The organism is Streptomyces sp. NPDC005706, assembly GCF_040631045.1.
Classification (GTDB): Bacteria; Actinomycetota; Actinomycetes; order Streptomycetales; family Streptomycetaceae; genus Streptomyces.
Window position 1 is genome coordinate 204,576 of sequence record NZ_JBEXYS010000008.1, and the last position, 16,632, is coordinate 221,207.

General features: G+C 73.9%; 14 protein-coding genes. 9 read left to right on the plus strand and 5 right to left on the minus strand.

Annotated features, from left to right (window positions below; translation table 11 throughout):
• Positions 1-14: 14 nt before the first annotated feature.
• Positions 15-536 carry a peptide-methionine (S)-S-oxide reductase MsrA gene (gene msrA / locus ABZ478_RS17230; RefSeq protein WP_199213184.1) on the plus strand — a complete coding sequence of 174 codons (522 nt, stop codon included), beginning with the start codon at positions 15-17 and terminating at the stop codon, positions 534-536.
• Between the two features lie 99 nt (positions 537-635).
• Here msrA and ABZ478_RS17235 read toward each other — a convergent pair whose 3' ends face one another.
• Complete coding sequence (locus ABZ478_RS17235; protein ID WP_359549958.1) at positions 636-1,559, minus strand: SDR family oxidoreductase; 924 nt, start codon at positions 1,557-1,559, stop codon at positions 636-638.
• An 86-nt stretch (positions 1,560-1,645) separates the two neighbouring features.
• Between ABZ478_RS17235 and ABZ478_RS17240 the strand changes: the two genes are divergently transcribed.
• A complete protein-coding gene (locus ABZ478_RS17240) occupies positions 1,646-2,212 on the plus strand; it encodes a helix-turn-helix domain-containing protein (protein ID WP_359549962.1) in 567 nt (188 codons plus the stop codon).
• Positions 2,213-2,287: 75 nt separating this feature from the next.
• Here ABZ478_RS17240 and ABZ478_RS17245 read toward each other — a convergent pair whose 3' ends face one another.
• A complete protein-coding gene (locus ABZ478_RS17245; protein ID WP_359549963.1) occupies positions 2,288-3,277 on the minus strand; it encodes an asparaginase in 990 nt (329 codons plus the stop codon).
• A 234-nt stretch (positions 3,278-3,511) separates the two neighbouring features.
• Positions 3,512-4,099, minus strand: a complete 588-nt coding sequence (locus ABZ478_RS17250; protein ID WP_359549966.1) for a TetR/AcrR family transcriptional regulator — start codon at positions 4,097-4,099, stop codon at positions 3,512-3,514.
• A 276-nt stretch (positions 4,100-4,375) separates the two neighbouring features.
• On the opposite strand from ABZ478_RS17250, the gene ABZ478_RS17255 reads away from it, so the two are divergent.
• Genes ABZ478_RS17255 through ABZ478_RS17270 form a run of 4 tightly spaced genes read left to right on the plus strand, consistent with a single transcriptional unit; the run spans position 4,376 to position 9,219 of the window.
• On the plus strand, positions 4,376-4,960 hold the full coding sequence (locus ABZ478_RS17255) for a 2Fe-2S iron-sulfur cluster-binding protein (protein ID WP_359550037.1): 585 nt from the start codon (positions 4,376-4,378) through the stop codon (positions 4,958-4,960).
• Positions 4,957-5,949, plus strand: a complete 993-nt coding sequence (locus tag ABZ478_RS17260; RefSeq protein WP_359549968.1) for a xanthine dehydrogenase family protein subunit M — start codon at positions 4,957-4,959, stop codon at positions 5,947-5,949. Before ABZ478_RS17255 ends, ABZ478_RS17260 begins: the two co-directional genes overlap by 4 nt.
• Entirely contained in the window at positions 5,946-8,084 is a 2,139-nt protein-coding gene (locus tag ABZ478_RS17265) for a xanthine dehydrogenase family protein molybdopterin-binding subunit (protein ID WP_359549971.1), read from the plus strand. Before ABZ478_RS17260 ends, ABZ478_RS17265 begins: the two co-directional genes overlap by 4 nt.
• Positions 8,077-9,219 carry an XdhC/CoxI family protein gene (locus ABZ478_RS17270; protein WP_359549973.1) on the plus strand — a complete coding sequence of 381 codons (1,143 nt, stop codon included), beginning with the start codon at positions 8,077-8,079 and terminating at the stop codon, positions 9,217-9,219. Before ABZ478_RS17265 ends, ABZ478_RS17270 begins: the two co-directional genes overlap by 8 nt.
• Before the next feature lie 144 nt (positions 9,220-9,363).
• On the opposite strand, the gene ABZ478_RS17275 is transcribed toward ABZ478_RS17270, so the two are convergent.
• On the minus strand, positions 9,364-10,236 hold the full coding sequence (locus ABZ478_RS17275; RefSeq protein ID WP_359549974.1) for a trypsin-like serine protease: 873 nt from the start codon (positions 10,234-10,236) through the stop codon (positions 9,364-9,366).
• Positions 10,237-10,488: 252 nt separating this feature from the next.
• On the opposite strand from ABZ478_RS17275, the gene ABZ478_RS17280 reads away from it, so the two are divergent.
• Positions 10,489-11,304 carry a hypothetical protein gene (locus ABZ478_RS17280; RefSeq protein ID WP_359549977.1) on the plus strand — a complete coding sequence of 272 codons (816 nt, stop codon included), beginning with the start codon at positions 10,489-10,491 and terminating at the stop codon, positions 11,302-11,304.
• 18 nt (positions 11,305-11,322) lie between these two features.
• Here the strand turns inward: ABZ478_RS17280 and ABZ478_RS17285 are convergent, their stop codons facing one another.
• Positions 11,323-13,389: a discoidin domain-containing protein gene (locus ABZ478_RS17285; RefSeq protein ID WP_359549979.1), complete on the minus strand. Its 2,067-nt coding sequence runs from the start codon at positions 13,387-13,389 to the stop codon at positions 11,323-11,325.
• Positions 13,390-13,574: 185 nt separating this feature from the next.
• Here ABZ478_RS17285 and ABZ478_RS17290 point away from each other — a divergent pair, with 185 nt between their 5' ends.
• Positions 13,575-14,705: a sulfite oxidase gene (locus ABZ478_RS17290; RefSeq protein ID WP_359549982.1), complete on the plus strand. Its 1,131-nt coding sequence runs from the start codon at positions 13,575-13,577 to the stop codon at positions 14,703-14,705.
• Between the two features lie 178 nt (positions 14,706-14,883).
• A complete protein-coding gene (locus ABZ478_RS17295; RefSeq protein WP_359549983.1) occupies positions 14,884-16,626 on the plus strand; it encodes a glycoside hydrolase family 15 protein in 1,743 nt (580 codons plus the stop codon).
• The last annotated feature ends 6 nt before the right edge of the window (positions 16,627-16,632 follow it).

A 16,632-nucleotide genomic window follows, 5' to 3' on the forward strand; every position in this document is an offset into this window, starting at 1 on the left:
CGAGGGAGCGACCGATGACAGTGGGAACCCAGCGAGCCGTACTGGCCGGCGGTTGTTTCTGGGGCATGCAGGACCTGATCCGCAAGCAGCCCGGCGTCGTGTCCACGCGCGTCGGCTACTCCGGCGGTGACACGCCGAACGCCACCTACCGCGATCACGGCGACCACGCCGAGGCCATCGAGATCCTCTTCGATCCCGCGGCCACGAGCTACCGCGACATCCTGGAGTTCTTCTTCCAGATCCACGACCCGACCACGCGGGACCGCCAGGGCAACGACATCGGGCGCAGCTACCGGTCCGCGATCTACTACGCGGACGAGGAGCAGCACCGCGTCGCCGTGGACACGATCGCCGACGTCGAGGCGAGCGGACTGTGGCCGGGGAAGGTCGTCACCGAGGTCGAGCCCGTCGGTGACTTCTGGGAGGCCGAGCCCGAGCACCAGGACTACCTGGAGCGCTATCCGAACGGCTACACCTGTCACTTCCCGCGCCCCGGCTGGAAGCTGCCGCGCCGGGCCTCGTCCACGGCGAACTGAGGCCGGGCACCGGCCGGGGGTCCCGCCGCCGGCCGGAAGTCCCTTCACCGGTGCCGGGATTGCCTCGGCCGGCCGTGAGCCCGGACGGCCCCTTCACCGTCAGGCGGTGGGGGCCTGCGTGTCGAAGTAGTGGCCCTTGCCGAGGTCGGCGAGGAGTCCGGGCTCGACCGGTTCCCAGCCGAGCAGTTCGCGGGTGAGGGTGTTCGACGCCGGGGCGTCGAGGCCGAGGAAGCCGCCCAGCCAGGTGAAGTGCCCGGCCGCCGCCTCCGGTGCCACGGAGGTCACGGGCACGCCCAGATGGCGGCCGATCACCTCGGCGACGTCCCGGATGGCGACACCCTCCTCCGCGACGCCGTGCAGCACCGATCCCGCCGGCGCCGCCTCGACCGCCAGGCGGAACAGCCGCGCGGCGTCGAGGCGGTGGACGGCGGGCCAGCGGTTGGCGCCGTCCCCGATGTATCCGGAGACCCCCTTGGCGCGGGCGATGCCGACCAGGGTGGCCACGAAGCCGTGGTCGCCGTCGCCGTGGCAGGTGGGGGAGAGCCGGACCACGCTGGAGCGAACGCCGCGCGCGGCGAGGCCGAGGACCGCCTGTGCTGTGGCCATCCGGGTCGAGACCGGGGACCCGTCGTCCACGGGCATGTCCCGCTCGGTCGCCACCCGTCCCGGCGCCAGTCCGGCCACCCCCGAGGCGATGACGAACGGCCGCCCGCTGCCGGCGAGCGCCTCACCGATGGTGTCGACCGCGCGCCGATCGGCCTCTGCGGCCCCCTGGAAGTCGCCGCTGAAGGCGATGTCGTGCTTGAAGGCCAGGTGAATCACCCCGTCCGAGGCGGCGGCCGCGTCACGCAGCACACCGAGATCGTCGACGGTGCCGCGGACGACCTCCGCGCCGGCCGCCTCCAGCGCGGCGGCCGAGGCGTCGGAGCGGGCGAGCCCGACGACGCCGTGGCCCGCGTCGATGAGTTCGGGAACGACGGCGGAACCGATCCAGCCGGAAGCGCCGGTCACGAAAATGCGCATGGGAGAACCCCAGACCTGTTGATGTCAGTGACTGACATCGACGTTAGCACTGATGTCAGTCACTGTCATCGCGTAGGATCCCGACCATGGGCAGATGGGAGCCGAACGGGCGGGAGCGCCTGGCGAAGGCGGCGCTGGAGCTGTACAGCGAGCACGGGTTCGAACAGACCACCGTGGCGGAGATCGCCAAGCGGGCCGGGCTCACCGAGCGCACCTTCTTCCGGCACTACGCCGACAAGCGCGAGGTGCTGTTCGCCGGCTCGGGTGAGCTGGAGGAGCTGATGGTGCGGGCGGTCGCCGGGGCGCCCGCGGCGGCGGCGCCGGTCGACGTGCTGGCGGCGGCCCTCGACGTGCTCGCCGGCGCCTTCACCGGCCGGCGCGAGCACGCGATGCGGCGGCAGGCCGTGATCGTGGCGAACCCGGAACTCCGGGAACGTGAGTTGATCAAACTCGCCTCCATGTCGGCCGCCCTCGCCGGCGCCCTGCGCGACCGCGGTGTCGCCGAGCCGGCCGCGAGCCTGGCGGCGGAGGCGGGGATCGCCGTCTTCAAGGTCGGCTTCGAGCGCTGGATCGCGCCGGCCGAGGAGCGCGACATGTCGCGGCTGCTGCGGGATTCGCTGGAGCAGTTGAAGGCCGTGACGGCCGGCGCCTGACGGGCGGCGCCCGGCGTCCGACCGGCTGGTACGGCGGGCGCCGCGGGTCGGCGGCCGGGGCCCCGGCGCTCGGCCTCAGAAGACCGGCAGTACCTCTCCCACCTCCCGGCCGCCGCCCAGCAGGGGCGCGCGGCCCACGCGGTCGATCACGGGTGCCGTGACACCGGCCAGGCGCAGGGCGCGGGCCAGAACCGGTCCCAGGGCCCGGCCGCCGCCGTCCTCGATCTTGAGGGCCAGGGCGCGTCCGTCGGGCAGTGCGAGTCCCTGGACCGCTTCCGCGCCCACCTTCGCCAGCGTGCCCGGCAGTTCCCGCATCAGCCACGTGTCGTGCCGGCGGGTGCCGGCGACGTACTCGGGATGGGCGCGCATGGCGTCGGCGACCCGTCGCTCGGGCGTGCCGGGCTCGGCGAGGACGTAGGAGCGGAAGGCGCGGGCGAGGCCGGTCAGGCTGATCGCCATGAGCGGTGCCCCGCAGCCGTCCGTGCCGACCGCCGCCACCCGCTCCCCGGCCGCCTCCTCGACCGCCGTCCGGATGAGCCGCTGCAGCGGGTGCCCGGGGTCGAGGTAGGACTCCAGCGGCCACTCGCGCAACGCGGACGCCGCGAGCATCGCCGTGTGCTTGCCGGAGCAGTTCATGGCCACCGGATCACGCCGGGCGCCCGCCGCGAGGTACCTCTCCTGCTCCTCCTGGTCCAGGGGGAGGGCGGGCGGGCACCGCAGGTCCTCGGGGCTCAGCCCGTGCTCGTCGAGCATCGTGCGCACCAGGTCGCGGTGGAAGGCCTCGCCCGAGTGGCTGCCCGCCGCCAGGGCCAGCCGCTCGCCCGCGAGCCGCAGTCCCGCCCGCAGCATGCCCGCCGCCTGCATCGGCTTGTTGGCGGAGCGTGGGAGGACGGGGGACGTCACGTCACCGAGCGCCAGCTCCACCGTGCCGTCCGCCGCGAGCAGCACCAGGCTGCCCCGGTGCCGCCCCTCGACGAATCCGGAACGGACGACCTCGGCGAGGACCGGAGCGGTACGGGGCTCGGCCACGGCTGTAGTGGCGGTGGCGGTGGCGGACTCGGACATGGGCGGTGACCTCCCGGACGCGGATCGGGGCGGCCCGCCCGCGTCCGGCCGCCCGGGATCGCCGGAGCCGCCGGCCGGCCGAGCGGGTCGTCCACCTGGGCTACCGCGTCACGGTACCGGCGAGTGATCTCCGCGCAGCGGCCGGAGGCGCGGTGCGCTCGGGGCGGGGTCGCGCAACGCCCGCCGTCTCTGCGGTCCGGTCGTGGTCGCGCGGCCCCTGCCGTCCCCGCGCCCCTACCGACCCCGCGCTCCGGGCGCTCCGGTGCGCAGGCCGTCCATGACGAGGTCGAGGAGCCGGGCGGCGCGTGACCGCCAGTCGTCGTGCGGGTCGAGCTGCCAGAGGCCCGCGATGGCCAGAACGAAGTCGTCCGCCGTGACGCCGGGACGGATCGTGCCGGCCTCCTCGTTGGCGCGCAGCAGCAGCTCGGCCGCGGAGGTCACCGGGGTGTGCGTCGGCTTCGCCGGGCTGCCCGGCGCGCCGGTGACCTGGCGGATCGCGTCGGCCAGACCGGCCTTGGTCATGGCGAACTCGGCCAGCCGGTCCATCCAGGCGCGCAGGGCCTCCTCGGGCGGCCGGGTCCGCAGCAGTTGCGCCGCGCTGTCGGCGACCTGCTGTATCTCGTGCCGGTAGATCTCAAGGACGAGCGCCTCGCGATTGGGGAAGTTCCGGTAGAACGTGCCCTGCCCGACACCGGCCTTCTTGGCGATCGCGCTCAGCGGGGCGTCCGCGCAGCGCGTCAGCTCCCCGAGGGCCACCTCCAGGATGCGCTCACGGTTGCGCTGCGCGTCCGAGCGCCGGGGTGAGTCGTCTCGCGATGGCACTCGTCCTCCTCGCAGGTCCGTGGCCGAACCTCGCCCTTGCTAACCGGACAGCTGTCCGTTAGGTTTTCCAGGTAGCGGACAGCTGTCCGGTTGTCACGTCCACGATAGCCGGGGCGGCGAACTCGCGGCAGTCCGCGTCCGTCCTTTCGGTTCAAGCGCACCGCACCTCGCTTCGCCCACCCGCGGCAACGGCCCGCACCACGCACTCTCCGCACCGTCCGGCACTTCGTCGCCGGATCACCCCCCATCTTCCTGGAAATGCGAAAGAAGCTGCTCATGGCCTCATCGACGTCCAGTGTCATCACCTTGAAGATCAACGGCGAGAAGTACACACTGCCCGTCGACCACCGCACCACCCTGCTCGACGCCCTGCGCGAGCGCCTCGATCTCACCGGCACCAAGAAGGGCTGCGACCAGGGCCAGTGCGGTGCCTGCACCGTCCTGGTGGACGGGCGCCGGACCGTGGCCTGCCTGCAGCTGGCCGTGGCGGCCGAGGGCCGCGAGATCACCACCGTCGAAGGCCTGGCCGACGGCGATCAGCTCCATCCCGTGCAGCAGGCCTTCCTCGACCTGGACGGCTTCCAGTGCGGCTACTGCACACCGGGTCAGATCTGCTCGGCGATCGGGGTGATCCAGGAACACGCGGCGGGCTGGCCCAGCGCCGTCACCGGCGACATCAGTCCCGACTCGGGACCGCCGCCCCTGACCGCCGAGGAGATCCGGGAGCGGATGAGCGGCAACCTGTGCCGCTGCGGCGCCTACGTCTCGATCGTCCGGGCGGTGGCCCGTGCGGCCGGGACCGACCCGGACACCGCCGCTCCCGCCGCCCCCGCCGCGGGTACGAAGGAGGTTGTGGCATGAGGGAGTTCGGTTATCAGAGGGTGTCCGACGTGGCCGGTGCCGTCGCGGTGCTCGGCGCCGACCCGGACGCGCGCTTCCTCGGCGGCGGCACCAACCTCGTCGACCTGATGAAGACCGGTGTGGAGCGGCCGGCCCGGCTCGTGGACATCCGCGAACTGCCGCTGGACGAGATCGAGTCGGCCGACGACGGCGGCCTGCGGATCGGCGCGACCGTCACCAACGGCGACCTGGCCGCCCACCCCGAGATCCGGCGCCGCTACCCGGTGCTCGCGCAGGCGGTGCTCGCCGGGGCGTCCGGGCAGCTGCGCAACATGGCCACCGTCGGCGGGAACCTGCTGCAGCGCACCCGGTGCGGCTACTTCACCGACATCACCAAGCCCTGCAACAAGCGTGCCCCCGGCAGCGGTTGCCCCGCCGTCAAGGGCGAGCACCACAACCACGCCATCCTCGGGGCGTCCGACACTTGCGTCGCCGTGCACCCCTCCGACATGGGTGTCGCGCTCACCGCGCTCGACGCCGTCGTCCACTTCGAAACAGCGGACGGACCGGGCGAGTCGCCGCTCACCGAGTTCTACCTGCCCGTGGGTGACACCCCGCACCACGAGACCGCTCTGCCGCCCGGCGCCCTGATCACCGGTGTCTCGCTGCCGCCCGCGCCGGTCGCCTCCCACTCCCGCTACCGCAAGGTGCGCGAGCGGGCCTCGTACGCCTTCGCCATCGGCTCGGTCGCCGCCGCGCTCGACATCCGGGACGGAGTCGTGCGGGACGCACGCCTGGCCCTGGGCGCGGTCGCCTCCCGCCCCTGGCGCGCCCACGCGGCCGAACGCGTCCTGACCGGTGCGCCCGCCGGCGCCGAGACCTTCGCCGCCGCCGCGGACGCCGAACTGACGGCGGCCCGGCCGCTGCCCCACAACGGATACAAGGTGACCCTGATGCGCAACCTCGTGGTGGCCGTCCTGACCGAACTCGCCGAGGAGGCCGCCCGATGACCACCGTCACGACCGGCACCCCCGCGCGGGCGGCCTCCGTCGGCACCGCGCACACCCGCGTCGAAGGCAGGGACAAGGTCACCGGAGCCGCCCGCTACTCGGGAGAGATCCCCTTCGCGGGCCTGGCGCACGGCTGGCTGGTGCTCTCCACGGTCGCCCGCGGCCGCGTCAGCGCCCTCGACACCGACGCCGTGCTGGACATGCCGGGCGTCGTCGCCGTCCTGGACCACCGCAACGCCCCGCGCGTCAATACCGACTACGTCGGAATGCTGGGCACGCCCCCGGACCCCACCTGCGCCGTCTTCCAGCACGACCGGGTGCCGCACCTGGGCTGGCCGGTGGCGCTGGTCGTCGCCGAGACGTCGGAACAGGCCAGGGAGGCCGCCGAGTCGCTCGTCGTGCACTACGAACAAGAGCCCCACGACGTCGACTTCGACGGCGAGCACCCCGATGCCTACCCGGTGGACGGCTTCATGCCGGCGGTGACGGAGAAGGGCGACCTCGAAGCCGAACTCGCCGCGTCCTCCCATGTCGTGGACGCCGAGTACACCACTCCCGAAGAGCACCACAGCATGATGGAGCCGCACGCCGCGACCGCCCGCTGGGACGGCGGCCGGCTCGAGGTGGTCGACTCCAACCAGGGCGCCACCTGGGTCGTCGGTGAACTCGCCAACCTCTTCTCGCTCGACCCGGCCTCGGTGCGGGTGCGCTCCGAGCACGTCGGCGGCGGCTTCGGCAGCAAGGGCGTCCGCGCCCACCAGGTGGCCGCCGTGATGGCGGCGACCACCCTGCGACGCCCCGTACGCGTGGTGCTGACCCGACGTCAGATGTTCTCGCTGACCGGCTACCGCAGCCCCACCACGCAGCACGTCAGGCTGGGCGCCGACGCCACCGGCCGGCTGCGCGCCCTCGAGCACCGCTCGGTGAGCGTCACCTCCACCGTGCACGAGTTCGTCGAACCCAGCGCCGGCGTGGCACGCGTGATGTACGACGCCGACGCCCACCACACCGCCAACCGCGTGGTACGGCTCGACCTGCCGACCCCGACCTGGATGCGGGCCCCGGGCGAGGCACCCGGCTCGTTCGCGCTGGAGGCGGCGCTGGACGAACTCGCCGAGAAGTGCGGGATCGACCCGATCGAACTACGCCTGCGCAACGAACCGGAGCGGGGGCCGGTCTCCGGGCTGCCCTTCGCCGGCCGCAACCTGCCCGCCTGCTTCCAGGAGGGCGCCCGCAGGTTCGGCTGGGCGGACCGCGACCCGCGCCCCGGCCGGCGCCGCGACGGCCGCTGGCTGCTCGGCACCGGCACGGCCGCGGCCTCCTTCGGCGCCGGCGCCGCACCGTCCACCGCCACCGCGACCGCCCACCCGGACGGCACCTTCACGGTCCGTATCGCCGCGGCCGACATCGGCACCGGGGCCCGCACCGCGCTCACCCTCGTCGCCGCGGACGCGCTGGGCGCCGCCCCCGAGCGCGTCCGGGTCCGCATCGGCGACAGCGACTTCGGCCCGGCGATGATCGCCGGTGGCTCCATGGGCACCCGCTCCTGGTCCTGGGCGGTCACGACGGCCGCCGCCGAACTGCGCGAACGACTCGCCCTGAGCGACGACATCCCGGCGGAGGGCATCACCGTACGGTCGGACACCACCGCGGCCATCGGCGCCCTCGCACCCGCCGAACGGCACTCCTACGGAGCCCAGTTCGCGGAAGTCGCCGTGGACGTCGCCACCGGCGAGGTGCGCGTGCGCCGCATGCTCGGCATCTTCGCCGCCGGCCGGATCGTCAACCCGCTCACCGCACGCGGCCAGTTCCTGGGCGGCATGACCTGGGGCATCTCCATGGCCCTGCACGAGGAGGCCGTCCGGGACCGCGCCAGCGGCGGCCACGTCGGCGCCGACCTCGCCGGCTACCACGTGGCCACGCACGCCGACGTCCCGCACATCGAGGCCGACTGGATCGAGGACACCGATCCCGACGACCCGGTCGGGATCAAGGGCATCGGCGAGATCGGCATCGTGGGCGCCGCGGCCGCCATCGCCAACGCCGTCTGGCACGCGACCGGCGTCCGCCACCGCAACCTGCCCATCCGGCCCGACCGCGTCCTCATGGCCCCCGGAGGAGCGCCGGATGCTTGATCTGGCCGAGGAGCTGAACCACTGGATCGAGGAGGGCCGGGAGTTCGCCGTCGCCACCGTGGTGGCCGTCGCGGGCAGCGCGCCCCGCGGCCCCGGCGCCGCCCTCGCCGTCGACCGTGAGGGCACCGTCATCGGCTCGGTCTCCGGGGGGTGCGTGGAGGGCGCGGTGTACGACCTGTGCCAGGAGGCGCTGGAGACCGGCGAGAGCGTCCTGGAGCGGTTCGGCTACAGCGACGAGGACGCCTTCGCCGTCGGCCTGACCTGCGGCGGCACCATCGACGTGCTGATCACGCCGGTGGGCGCGCCGACGCCCGCCCGCAGGGCGTTGCTGACGGCCCTGTCGGCGGCCGCCCGCGGTGAGCCGGCCGCTCTCGCCCGGGTCGTCCGGGGTCCGGCCGAGCTCCTCGGCCACGCCCTGCTGGTGCGGCCCGACGGCACCCACGAGGGCGGTCTGGGCGGTCACCGGGAACTGGACCGGACGGCGGTGGCGGAGGCCGGGGCGCTGCTGGAGGCGGGGCGCACCGGCACGGTGGACATCGCCGAGGACGGCTCCCACTGCCCCGGCGGCCTCACCCTGCTGGTCGAGTCGAACGTGCCGCCGCCGCGCATGATCGTCTTCGGTGCGGTGGACTTCGCGTCCGCCCTGGCCCGGGCCGGCAAGTTCCTCGGCTACCACGTGACCGTCTGCGACGCCCGGCCCGTCTTCGCCACCCGGGCCCGCTTCCCGGACGCCGACGAGGTCGTCGTCGACTGGCCCCACCGCTATCTGCGGCGGACGGAGACCGACACCCGTACGGTGCTGTGCGTCCTCACCCACGACGCCAAGTTCGACGTACCGCTGCTGAAAGTGGCGCTGGCGCTGCCGGTGGCGTTCGTCGGCGCGCTCGGCTCGCGCCGCACCCACGAGGACCGTGAACGGCGGCTGCGGGAGGAGGGCGTGAGCGCACGGGAAATGGGCCGGCTGCGGTCCCCGATCGGACTCGACCTCGGCGCCCGCACCCCGCAGGAGACGGCGCTGTCGATCGTGGCGGAGATCGTCGCCTCCCGGCGGGGCGGGACCGGCGTCCCCCTGACCGGCACGGACACCCCGATCCACCGCGACCGCGCGGACCACGGCGGGGCGACGGCGGCCTGAACCGGAGCCCCGGCCCGCTCAGGCCGGTCCTGATGGCGCGCCGTCCGGGTTCCACCCCGGACGGCGTGCCCTCGAGGGCCAGGCGGTGCCGCGCCTCGGCCGCGAGCCGCCGTGCGGCCGGCCGACAGCGGCGTCGCGCGGCGGCTACGGCAGCTTCACGAAGGGGGACAGGAACGCCCGTGCCCCAGGGGTGTCTAGGCGGTAGGTGACGTTCGTGGCGTAGCACGGGGTGTCGCCGGTGATGGTCGTGGAGGTGAGGATCCTCTTGCCGCCGATCAGCGCGAAGTTGGGGCCGCCGGAGTCGCCGTAGCAGGCACCGCCGTTGCCCTGGGGCGCCGTCATGCCGAGGCGGACCCAGGCCTTGTCGAGGGCGTTGAAGCTCACGGGCGCCTTCATGCGGACCCCGCCGCCCGGGTGCGTCTGGCCGCCCGGCCCCCGCGACGCCTCCTGAGTGCCGTATCCGGCGACGACCCAGTCGGTGGAGTCCAGCTCCTTCGAGGTGAGGGTGTCCAGCTGGTTCGCTGCCGGGAGGGCGGCCGGGGTGGACGACCAGCGGGACGCGGCCTTCGCGGCGGGCACTTCGATCACCGCGATGTCGTGCGGGTCGGACGACGGACCGGGGTAGCCGGGGTGCGTGTGCGCGGTGCCCTCGACCGCGACGGCGTTCGCCTGGGCGGCCGGGTCGCCCGGGTACCGCTTCGCGGCGGCGTCGAGCCCGGCCTGGACGTCCTGGTCGAGGGAGACGTAGAACCTGACCCCGGCCGGCCAGTCGCTGGTGCAGTGCGCGGCGGTCAGGAAGGTGTTCGCGTCGATCATGGTGCCGGAGCACACCCAGTCGGCGCGGTCCGGGGTCGCCGGATCGCCGTCGTCGTCCCAGGTGGCCACGAGGGCGCCGACCTCGGTGCGTTCGGGGGCGGGAGTGGCGTTGTACGAGTTGATCGCGGAGGACGGCAACGCGGCGGCGAGGACGAGGGCGCAGGTGGCCGCGGTGACGGCGGTGGCGCGTATGGCGGTCAAGAAGAACCCCTTCACTGGGTGTGTGGGACAGGTGTTCTCCTGTGGGGAGGTAGGGAGCATTGAAGTGGCTGGGCCGCCTCGCCACAAGATGGCGCCGCTCCGGGTGAGCGCCGGTGACCGGCCCGCCCGCCGCTCGTTGCCGAGCCCCGGCAGGCCCCTGGCGTGGGTGCTTCCGGTGCCGGCCCTGGGCGGGCCCGCGCCCACGTGCTGGAATGCGCGTACGGAACAGGGCGGGGAAGGCGAGGAGGCGGGGTGAGGCCGGGGGAGCACGACGGGCTGCGGGGAGTGATGTGGTTGCTGATCGCCTTGGCGGTGCTGGGCGTCGGGGTGGCGTCGGCCTCCGAGATCCGCGGGGCGCTGGAGCGGGAGCGCGCCTACCGGGCCGCTCCGGAGTGCGCCTCCGTGCCGGTGAAGCCGTCGGCCTGCCTGTGGCCGCAGAAGTTCACGGTCCGCACGGCCGAACTGCACCGCGGTAGGAGGAACGAGTCGCCGGAGGCCCGGCTGGCGCCGCCCTCCGGCGAGCCGTGGCGGGTGACGTTCCGGCAGACGGACCCCGTGCTGTCCGAACTGGAGCCGGGCGACAAGGTCGTCGGGGTGATCTGGCACGGCCGTGTCGTCGAGGTGCGGGACGCCGGGGGACGGCGGCAGCAGACGTCCGAGGGGCCCGTGGGGTGGCCCGAGGACCGGCTCGGTGGCGCCCTGGCCTGCGGCTCGTTCGGTCTGACGGCGCTCGTCGGAGCGGTGTGGTCCCTGTTCGCCCGGAGCAACCGGCGGCACGCCCGGGCGGCGGCCGTGGTGCGGTGGCACGGTGCCGGCATGGGCGTCACGGCCATCCTGACGCTCTGGGCGCAGTCGGCCAACGACTGGCCGATGTGGGCGATCCCGGTGATCTGGGGGCCGCTCGCCCTGCTCGCTCTCGCCTCCATGGTGGCCTTCGCCATCGCGGCGGTGCGTGGTGAACTGGACGACGAGGCCCCGGCCGCCCCGTCGTCCGCCGGTCCGGTTCCGCCGCCCGCGTCGACGGGTGCGCCGGGCGGGACGGCGGGGTCCGGGAGCGCTCACTCGTGACGGACGGGGCCGCCGGTGTCAGCCGCTGTGCACGCCGACCTCGTACAGCGAGTAGCCCCACTGGGTCCCGCGCCCGGTGCCCGTGACGCGGACGTAGCGGGCCGGCGCGGGGGTGAAGCGGGCGGTGTCCAGTCCGCCGTCGCCGGTGGTGGTCGACCAGGCGGTCCGCCAGTCCACCCCGTCCGTCGAGAGCTCGATCCGGTACGACCTGCCGTACGCCCGCTCCCAGTCGAGCGTGACCCGTCCGACCAGGTGGGCCGAGCCCAGGTCGATCCGCAGCCACTGGCCGTCGCTCCAGTCACTGGCCCACCGGGTGTCCCGCCGGCCGTCCACCGCCCGGCCCGGCGCATAGCTGGTGAACGGGTTCCACTCGGACGAACTGGCGGTGGCCGGAGCCCCGTCGGCCAGGTCGGCCGTGGCCTGGTGCCGTTCGGCCGCTCCCCAGGTGCCGAGGTAGGACTCGGCCCCGCGGAAGAGGTCGTTCACCGTGTCCTGGCCGCCCACCCGCCGGATGTCCTCGATCCAGTCCGGCACCAGGCCGTAGTGCGCGGCTCCGTCGGTGTTCAGGTCCCAGGTGCGCTCGCCCGTGGTCTGACGGTCGATGAGGGAGCCGCCGTCGACGCTGCGGAAGGGGTAGACGACCTTGTCCGGGGCGTCCGCGCCCCGGGGCCCGGGCCAGCCGCCGACGCCGTTCATGTCCGTGCCGTAGCCGTAGCCGACGCCGTACTTCTCCCGCAGCGCCTTCGTGCGGTTCGCCTCGGCGACGAACCCCTGCGAGCCGTTCATGTACTGGGCGACGAATCCGCCGAGGCCGTAGACCCGCTCGGTCCAGTTCATGTCCATCCAGCTGTGCGAGGAGATCACGCCGGGGTAGGAGTCGGCCTCCAGGATGTCGAGCGCGCGGCCGGCGGCCTTGACGCTCATGTGGTCGATCTCCAGCATCATCTTGCGCTTCATCATGCCGCGCACGGCGTACTCGCCGAGGTCGGTGAGCCCGCGCACGTTGCACTGCGCGTCCGCGCCGTACGCGGGGACGCTCACGCCGGCCGGGAGCTTCGCCTCGGCCCCGGGCGCGGCCGCCGAGCCGATGGGGTTGTCGTGCTGCGGGCCGGCGCACTTCTCGGTCTTCCAGAACGTGCCCGTCGACAGGAACTGCCCCACGTTGATGGCCGTTCCGAGCCCGCCGGAGTCGAAGCGCACCCCGCACAGCGCGTTGTCGAACTTGTGGCAGAGGAACATGCTGCGCACCCCGAGCGCGTACAGCTCGTCCAGGCCCGCGTCGATGTCGTGCCGGTCGCACCGCGGGACGTCCAGGATCTGCTTGCAGCCGAACGGCTCGGAGGTCTCCACGCCCAGCACGACCGCGAGCTTGCCCTGCTCGACGACCTCGCGGGCCTGCGCGCTGTCGGTGACGATCCGGAACCAGCCCTTGCCGGGACCGCCGTACATCCGGTCGATGTAGGACTGGAGGTCGTACGTCAGCTTCGCCTGCAGACGGATCGACGTCATCTCGTCGCAGCCGCGGTCCTTGAAGAAGTAGACCGAGCAGATCACGCCGTTGGTGACCAGGTCGTTGACGAGCACGCGCTGACCGCCGCGCCAGGCGCGCTCCACCCACGCGTAGTAGTTCTGCTGGTGGGTCAGCGAGTCATGGGCGGGCCAGTCCTTGAACGTCGGCCAGCCGACCGGGTCGTGCCTGCCGTCGCCGCCCTTGGTGATGAAGTCGAAGACGGCGAGCGAGCCGTCGGGGTAGTGCTCGGGGCAGTCCTTGAGCGCGTCGGCGATCCCGGCCTCGGAGAACACCTTGCCGCAGATGAGCCGGCCGCCGAAGGCCTCGTTGGCGAAGAGGTGGTCGTGGGCGTCGGCGAATCCCCGTACCCGGCCCTGGGCGTCGGTGCCCTTGAACGGCTCCCCGGTGACATTGATCCGCGCGTCCGGAGCGGGCCGTGCCACGGGTGTCCACCAGTCGTTCCCGGCCGCCGCCGAACTCGGCGTGGGACTCAGGACGACGGCCAGCACCAGGAGCAGCACCGAAAGGACGCCCGCGTCCCTGCGATGGCGGTACGGGCTTCTGCGTACGGTCACGGCCCACGTCCCTCGGTCGGCGGGATGGCGCGGTGTTGTCCGGCGGGTGTTGTCATGTACGACACAATCTGCCCCGAGGATCGTCACTGCCGCCCGGGACGTCAAGACGCCGGACGCACCCGCGAGCGCGGGCCGCGCCTGTCCAGCCGGTGCGCGAGCGCGGGCCGGAGCGAATAATCGACGGCATGGGGCGTCGACTCACCGACGTGAGCGCTCCTGCCCGGCTGGCCGCGACGGACGAGGGCCTCGGGCAGGACGAACTGGCGCTGGCCGCCCGCAACCACGGCCTGCCGCTGGAGGCCCTGCGCTACGACCTGACCCCGCCCGGCCTGCACTACGTCCTCACCCACTACGACATCCCGTACGTGCCGGACGGCACCGCCTGGCGGCTGACACTGGGCGGACACGTGCGGCGCGCCCTCACCCTCTCGGCCGCGGAGCTGCGCGCCTTTCCAGCGGTCACGACGCGCGTGACCCTGGAGTGCGCCGGAAACGGCAGAGCCCTGCTGTCGCCGAGGCCGGTGAGCCAGCCCTGGCTGCTGGAAGCGGTGGGCACGGCGGAGTGGACAGGGGTCCCGCTGCGCCTCCTCCTCGCCGAGGCCGGTGTCGCCCCCGACGCGGTCGACGTCGTCTTCACCGGCGCCGACCACGGAGTGGAACGCGGTGTCGAACAGGACTACGAGCGCGCCCTCCCGCTCGACGTCGCCACCGGCTCGGAGCCCGAGGTGCTGGTGGCCTACGCCATGAACGGCGCGCCCCTGCCGCCCCAGCACGGCAGGCCCCTGCGCCTGGTGGTGCCCGGCTGGTACGGCATGGCCCAGGTAAAGTGGCTGCGCGCGATCACCGTCACCGACCGGCCCTTCACCGGCTTCCAGCAGTCCGTCGCCTACCGGATCAGGCAGGAGCCGGACGAGCCGGGAGTGCCCGTCGAGTGCATCGCTCCCCGGGCGCTGCTGATACCGCCCGGCTTTCCCGACTTCATGTCCCGTACGCGGGTCGTAGCGCCGGGCCCGGTCCGCATCGAGGGACGGGCCTGGTCGGGGCGCGCCCCGGTGACGTCGGTGGAGGTCAGCACGGACGGGGGCGCGAGCAGCCACCCCGCCGATCTCGAACCGGACCACGGACACCGCTGGGCGTGGCGCCGGTGGACCTACGAGTGGTTCGCCGAGCCCGGCGACCACATGCTGAGCGTCCGAGCCCACGACGGCGCCGGGAACGGCCAGCCGCTGGAACAGTCCTGGAACCGGGGCGGCTTCGCCAACAACCTCGTCCAGCGGGTACCGGTGTTCTGCCCGGATCCCGCCGACACCGTATGACGGCCCTCGCACCCGATCGCCCGACGTGGCACGGCCGCGCCCATCGCCCGGCGCGGCACGGCGATCTCCCGCTCGCCCCGCGCCGGGCACGTCATCCGTCGTGGCATCGCGTTCCCATGCGGGCGGCCAGGAAGGGTACCCGGACGCGGCCCGAGCCGAGGAGGAGGAGACAGCACCGATGAGCATCACCTCGTTCCCGCCGCACGCACTGCACGACTACGCGCTGCCGGCGGACGGGGAACGCGGCGCCCTGATCGGACCGGACGGCGCCGTCAACTGGCTGTGCGCGCCCACCTGGCACGACGACGCCGTCTTCGCCTCCCTCATCGGGGGCGCGGGCGTCTACGCCGTGACCCCGCGCGGCCGCTGGGTGCCCGGCGGCTACTACGAGGAGGGCACCCTGATCCGGCGCAGCCGCTGGATCACCACCGACGGTGTCATCGAGTGCCGCGAGGCCCTCGCCTTCCCCGGCGAACCCGGCCGCCTGGTCCTGCTGCGTCAACTGCGCGCCGTCGACGGCACCGCCCACGTCCGCCTCGTGCTCGACCCGCGCGCCGACTACGGCCGCGCCCCGCCGGCCGGCACGCACCGCGACGACGACGGCGTCTGGCACCTGGGCACCGGCCACCACCGTCTGCGCCGGCAGGGCGCCCCGACGGCCGCCGTACGCGCCGAGGGCCTGACCGCCGACCTGGTGCTCGGGCCCGGGGAGCGGCACGACCTGGTCCTGGAGTGCTCCGACTCACCGCTGCCGCACCATCCGCCGAAGGCCGAGCAGGCCTGGGCCGCCACCGAACGGGCCTGGCGGCGCTCCGTGCCCGCGCTGGAGAACACGGTCGCCACCGGCGACGCCCGGCGCGCCTACGCCGTCCTGCGCGGCCTGACCGCCCACGGCGGCGGCATGGTCGCCGCGGCCACCACGAGCTTGCCCGAACGCGCGGAGGCCGGCCGCAACTACGACTACCGGTACGTGTGGATCCGCGACCAGAGCTACGCCGGGCAGGCGGCCGCCGCCGCGAACGACCCCGAACTCCTCGACGCCGCCGTCCGCTTCGTCGGTGAGCGACTGCTCACCGACGGCCCCCGCCTCGCCCCCGCCTACACCGTGCACGGCACGCCCGTCCCGGAACAGCGCGAACTCGACCTGCCCGGCTACCCCGGCGGGTTCAGCCGCGTCGGCAACCACGTCGAGCGGCAGTTCCAGCTCGACTGCTTTGGCGAGGCGCTGCTGCTGTTCGCCGCCGCCGAACGCCTGGACCGGCTGGGCCCGGACGGCCGGAAAGCCGCCGAGATCGCGGTACGGGCCGTCGCCGAGCGCCGACGGGAGGCGGACGCGGGCATCTGGGAGCTGGACGACCGGCTCTGGACGCACAGCCGGCTCAGCTGCGTCGCCGGGCTGCGCGCCCTGGCCGACGCGGCCCCCGGCCTGCCGCTCGCCGGCACCTGCGCCGACCTTGCCGGCACCCTGTTCACCGAGACGGCGGCGAGCAGCGTCCACCCGAAGGGGCACTGGCAGCGCACCCCCGACGACCCCGCCGTCGACGCGGCCCTGCTGCTGCCCGCCGTGCGCGGCTCGCTGTCCCCCGAAGACTCGCGCACCCGCGCCACCCTCGCCGCCTGCCGGGCCCAGCTGACCCAGGACCACTTCATCTACCGGTTCCGGCACGACGACCGGCCCCTGGAGGACGCCGAGGGCGCCTTCCTGCTGTGCGGCTTCCTCATGGCGCTGGCCGAGCACCAGCAGGGCGACGAGGTCGAGGCGCACCGCTGGTTCGAGCGCAACCGGGGCGCCTGCGGCGCGTCCGGGCTGTACGCGGAGGAGTTCGACATCGCCCAGCGCCAGTTGCGCGGCAACCTCCCGCAGGCCTTCGTCCACGCCCTGCTGCTGGAGACCACCGCCCGGCTCGCCGACGCACCCTAGAGCCCG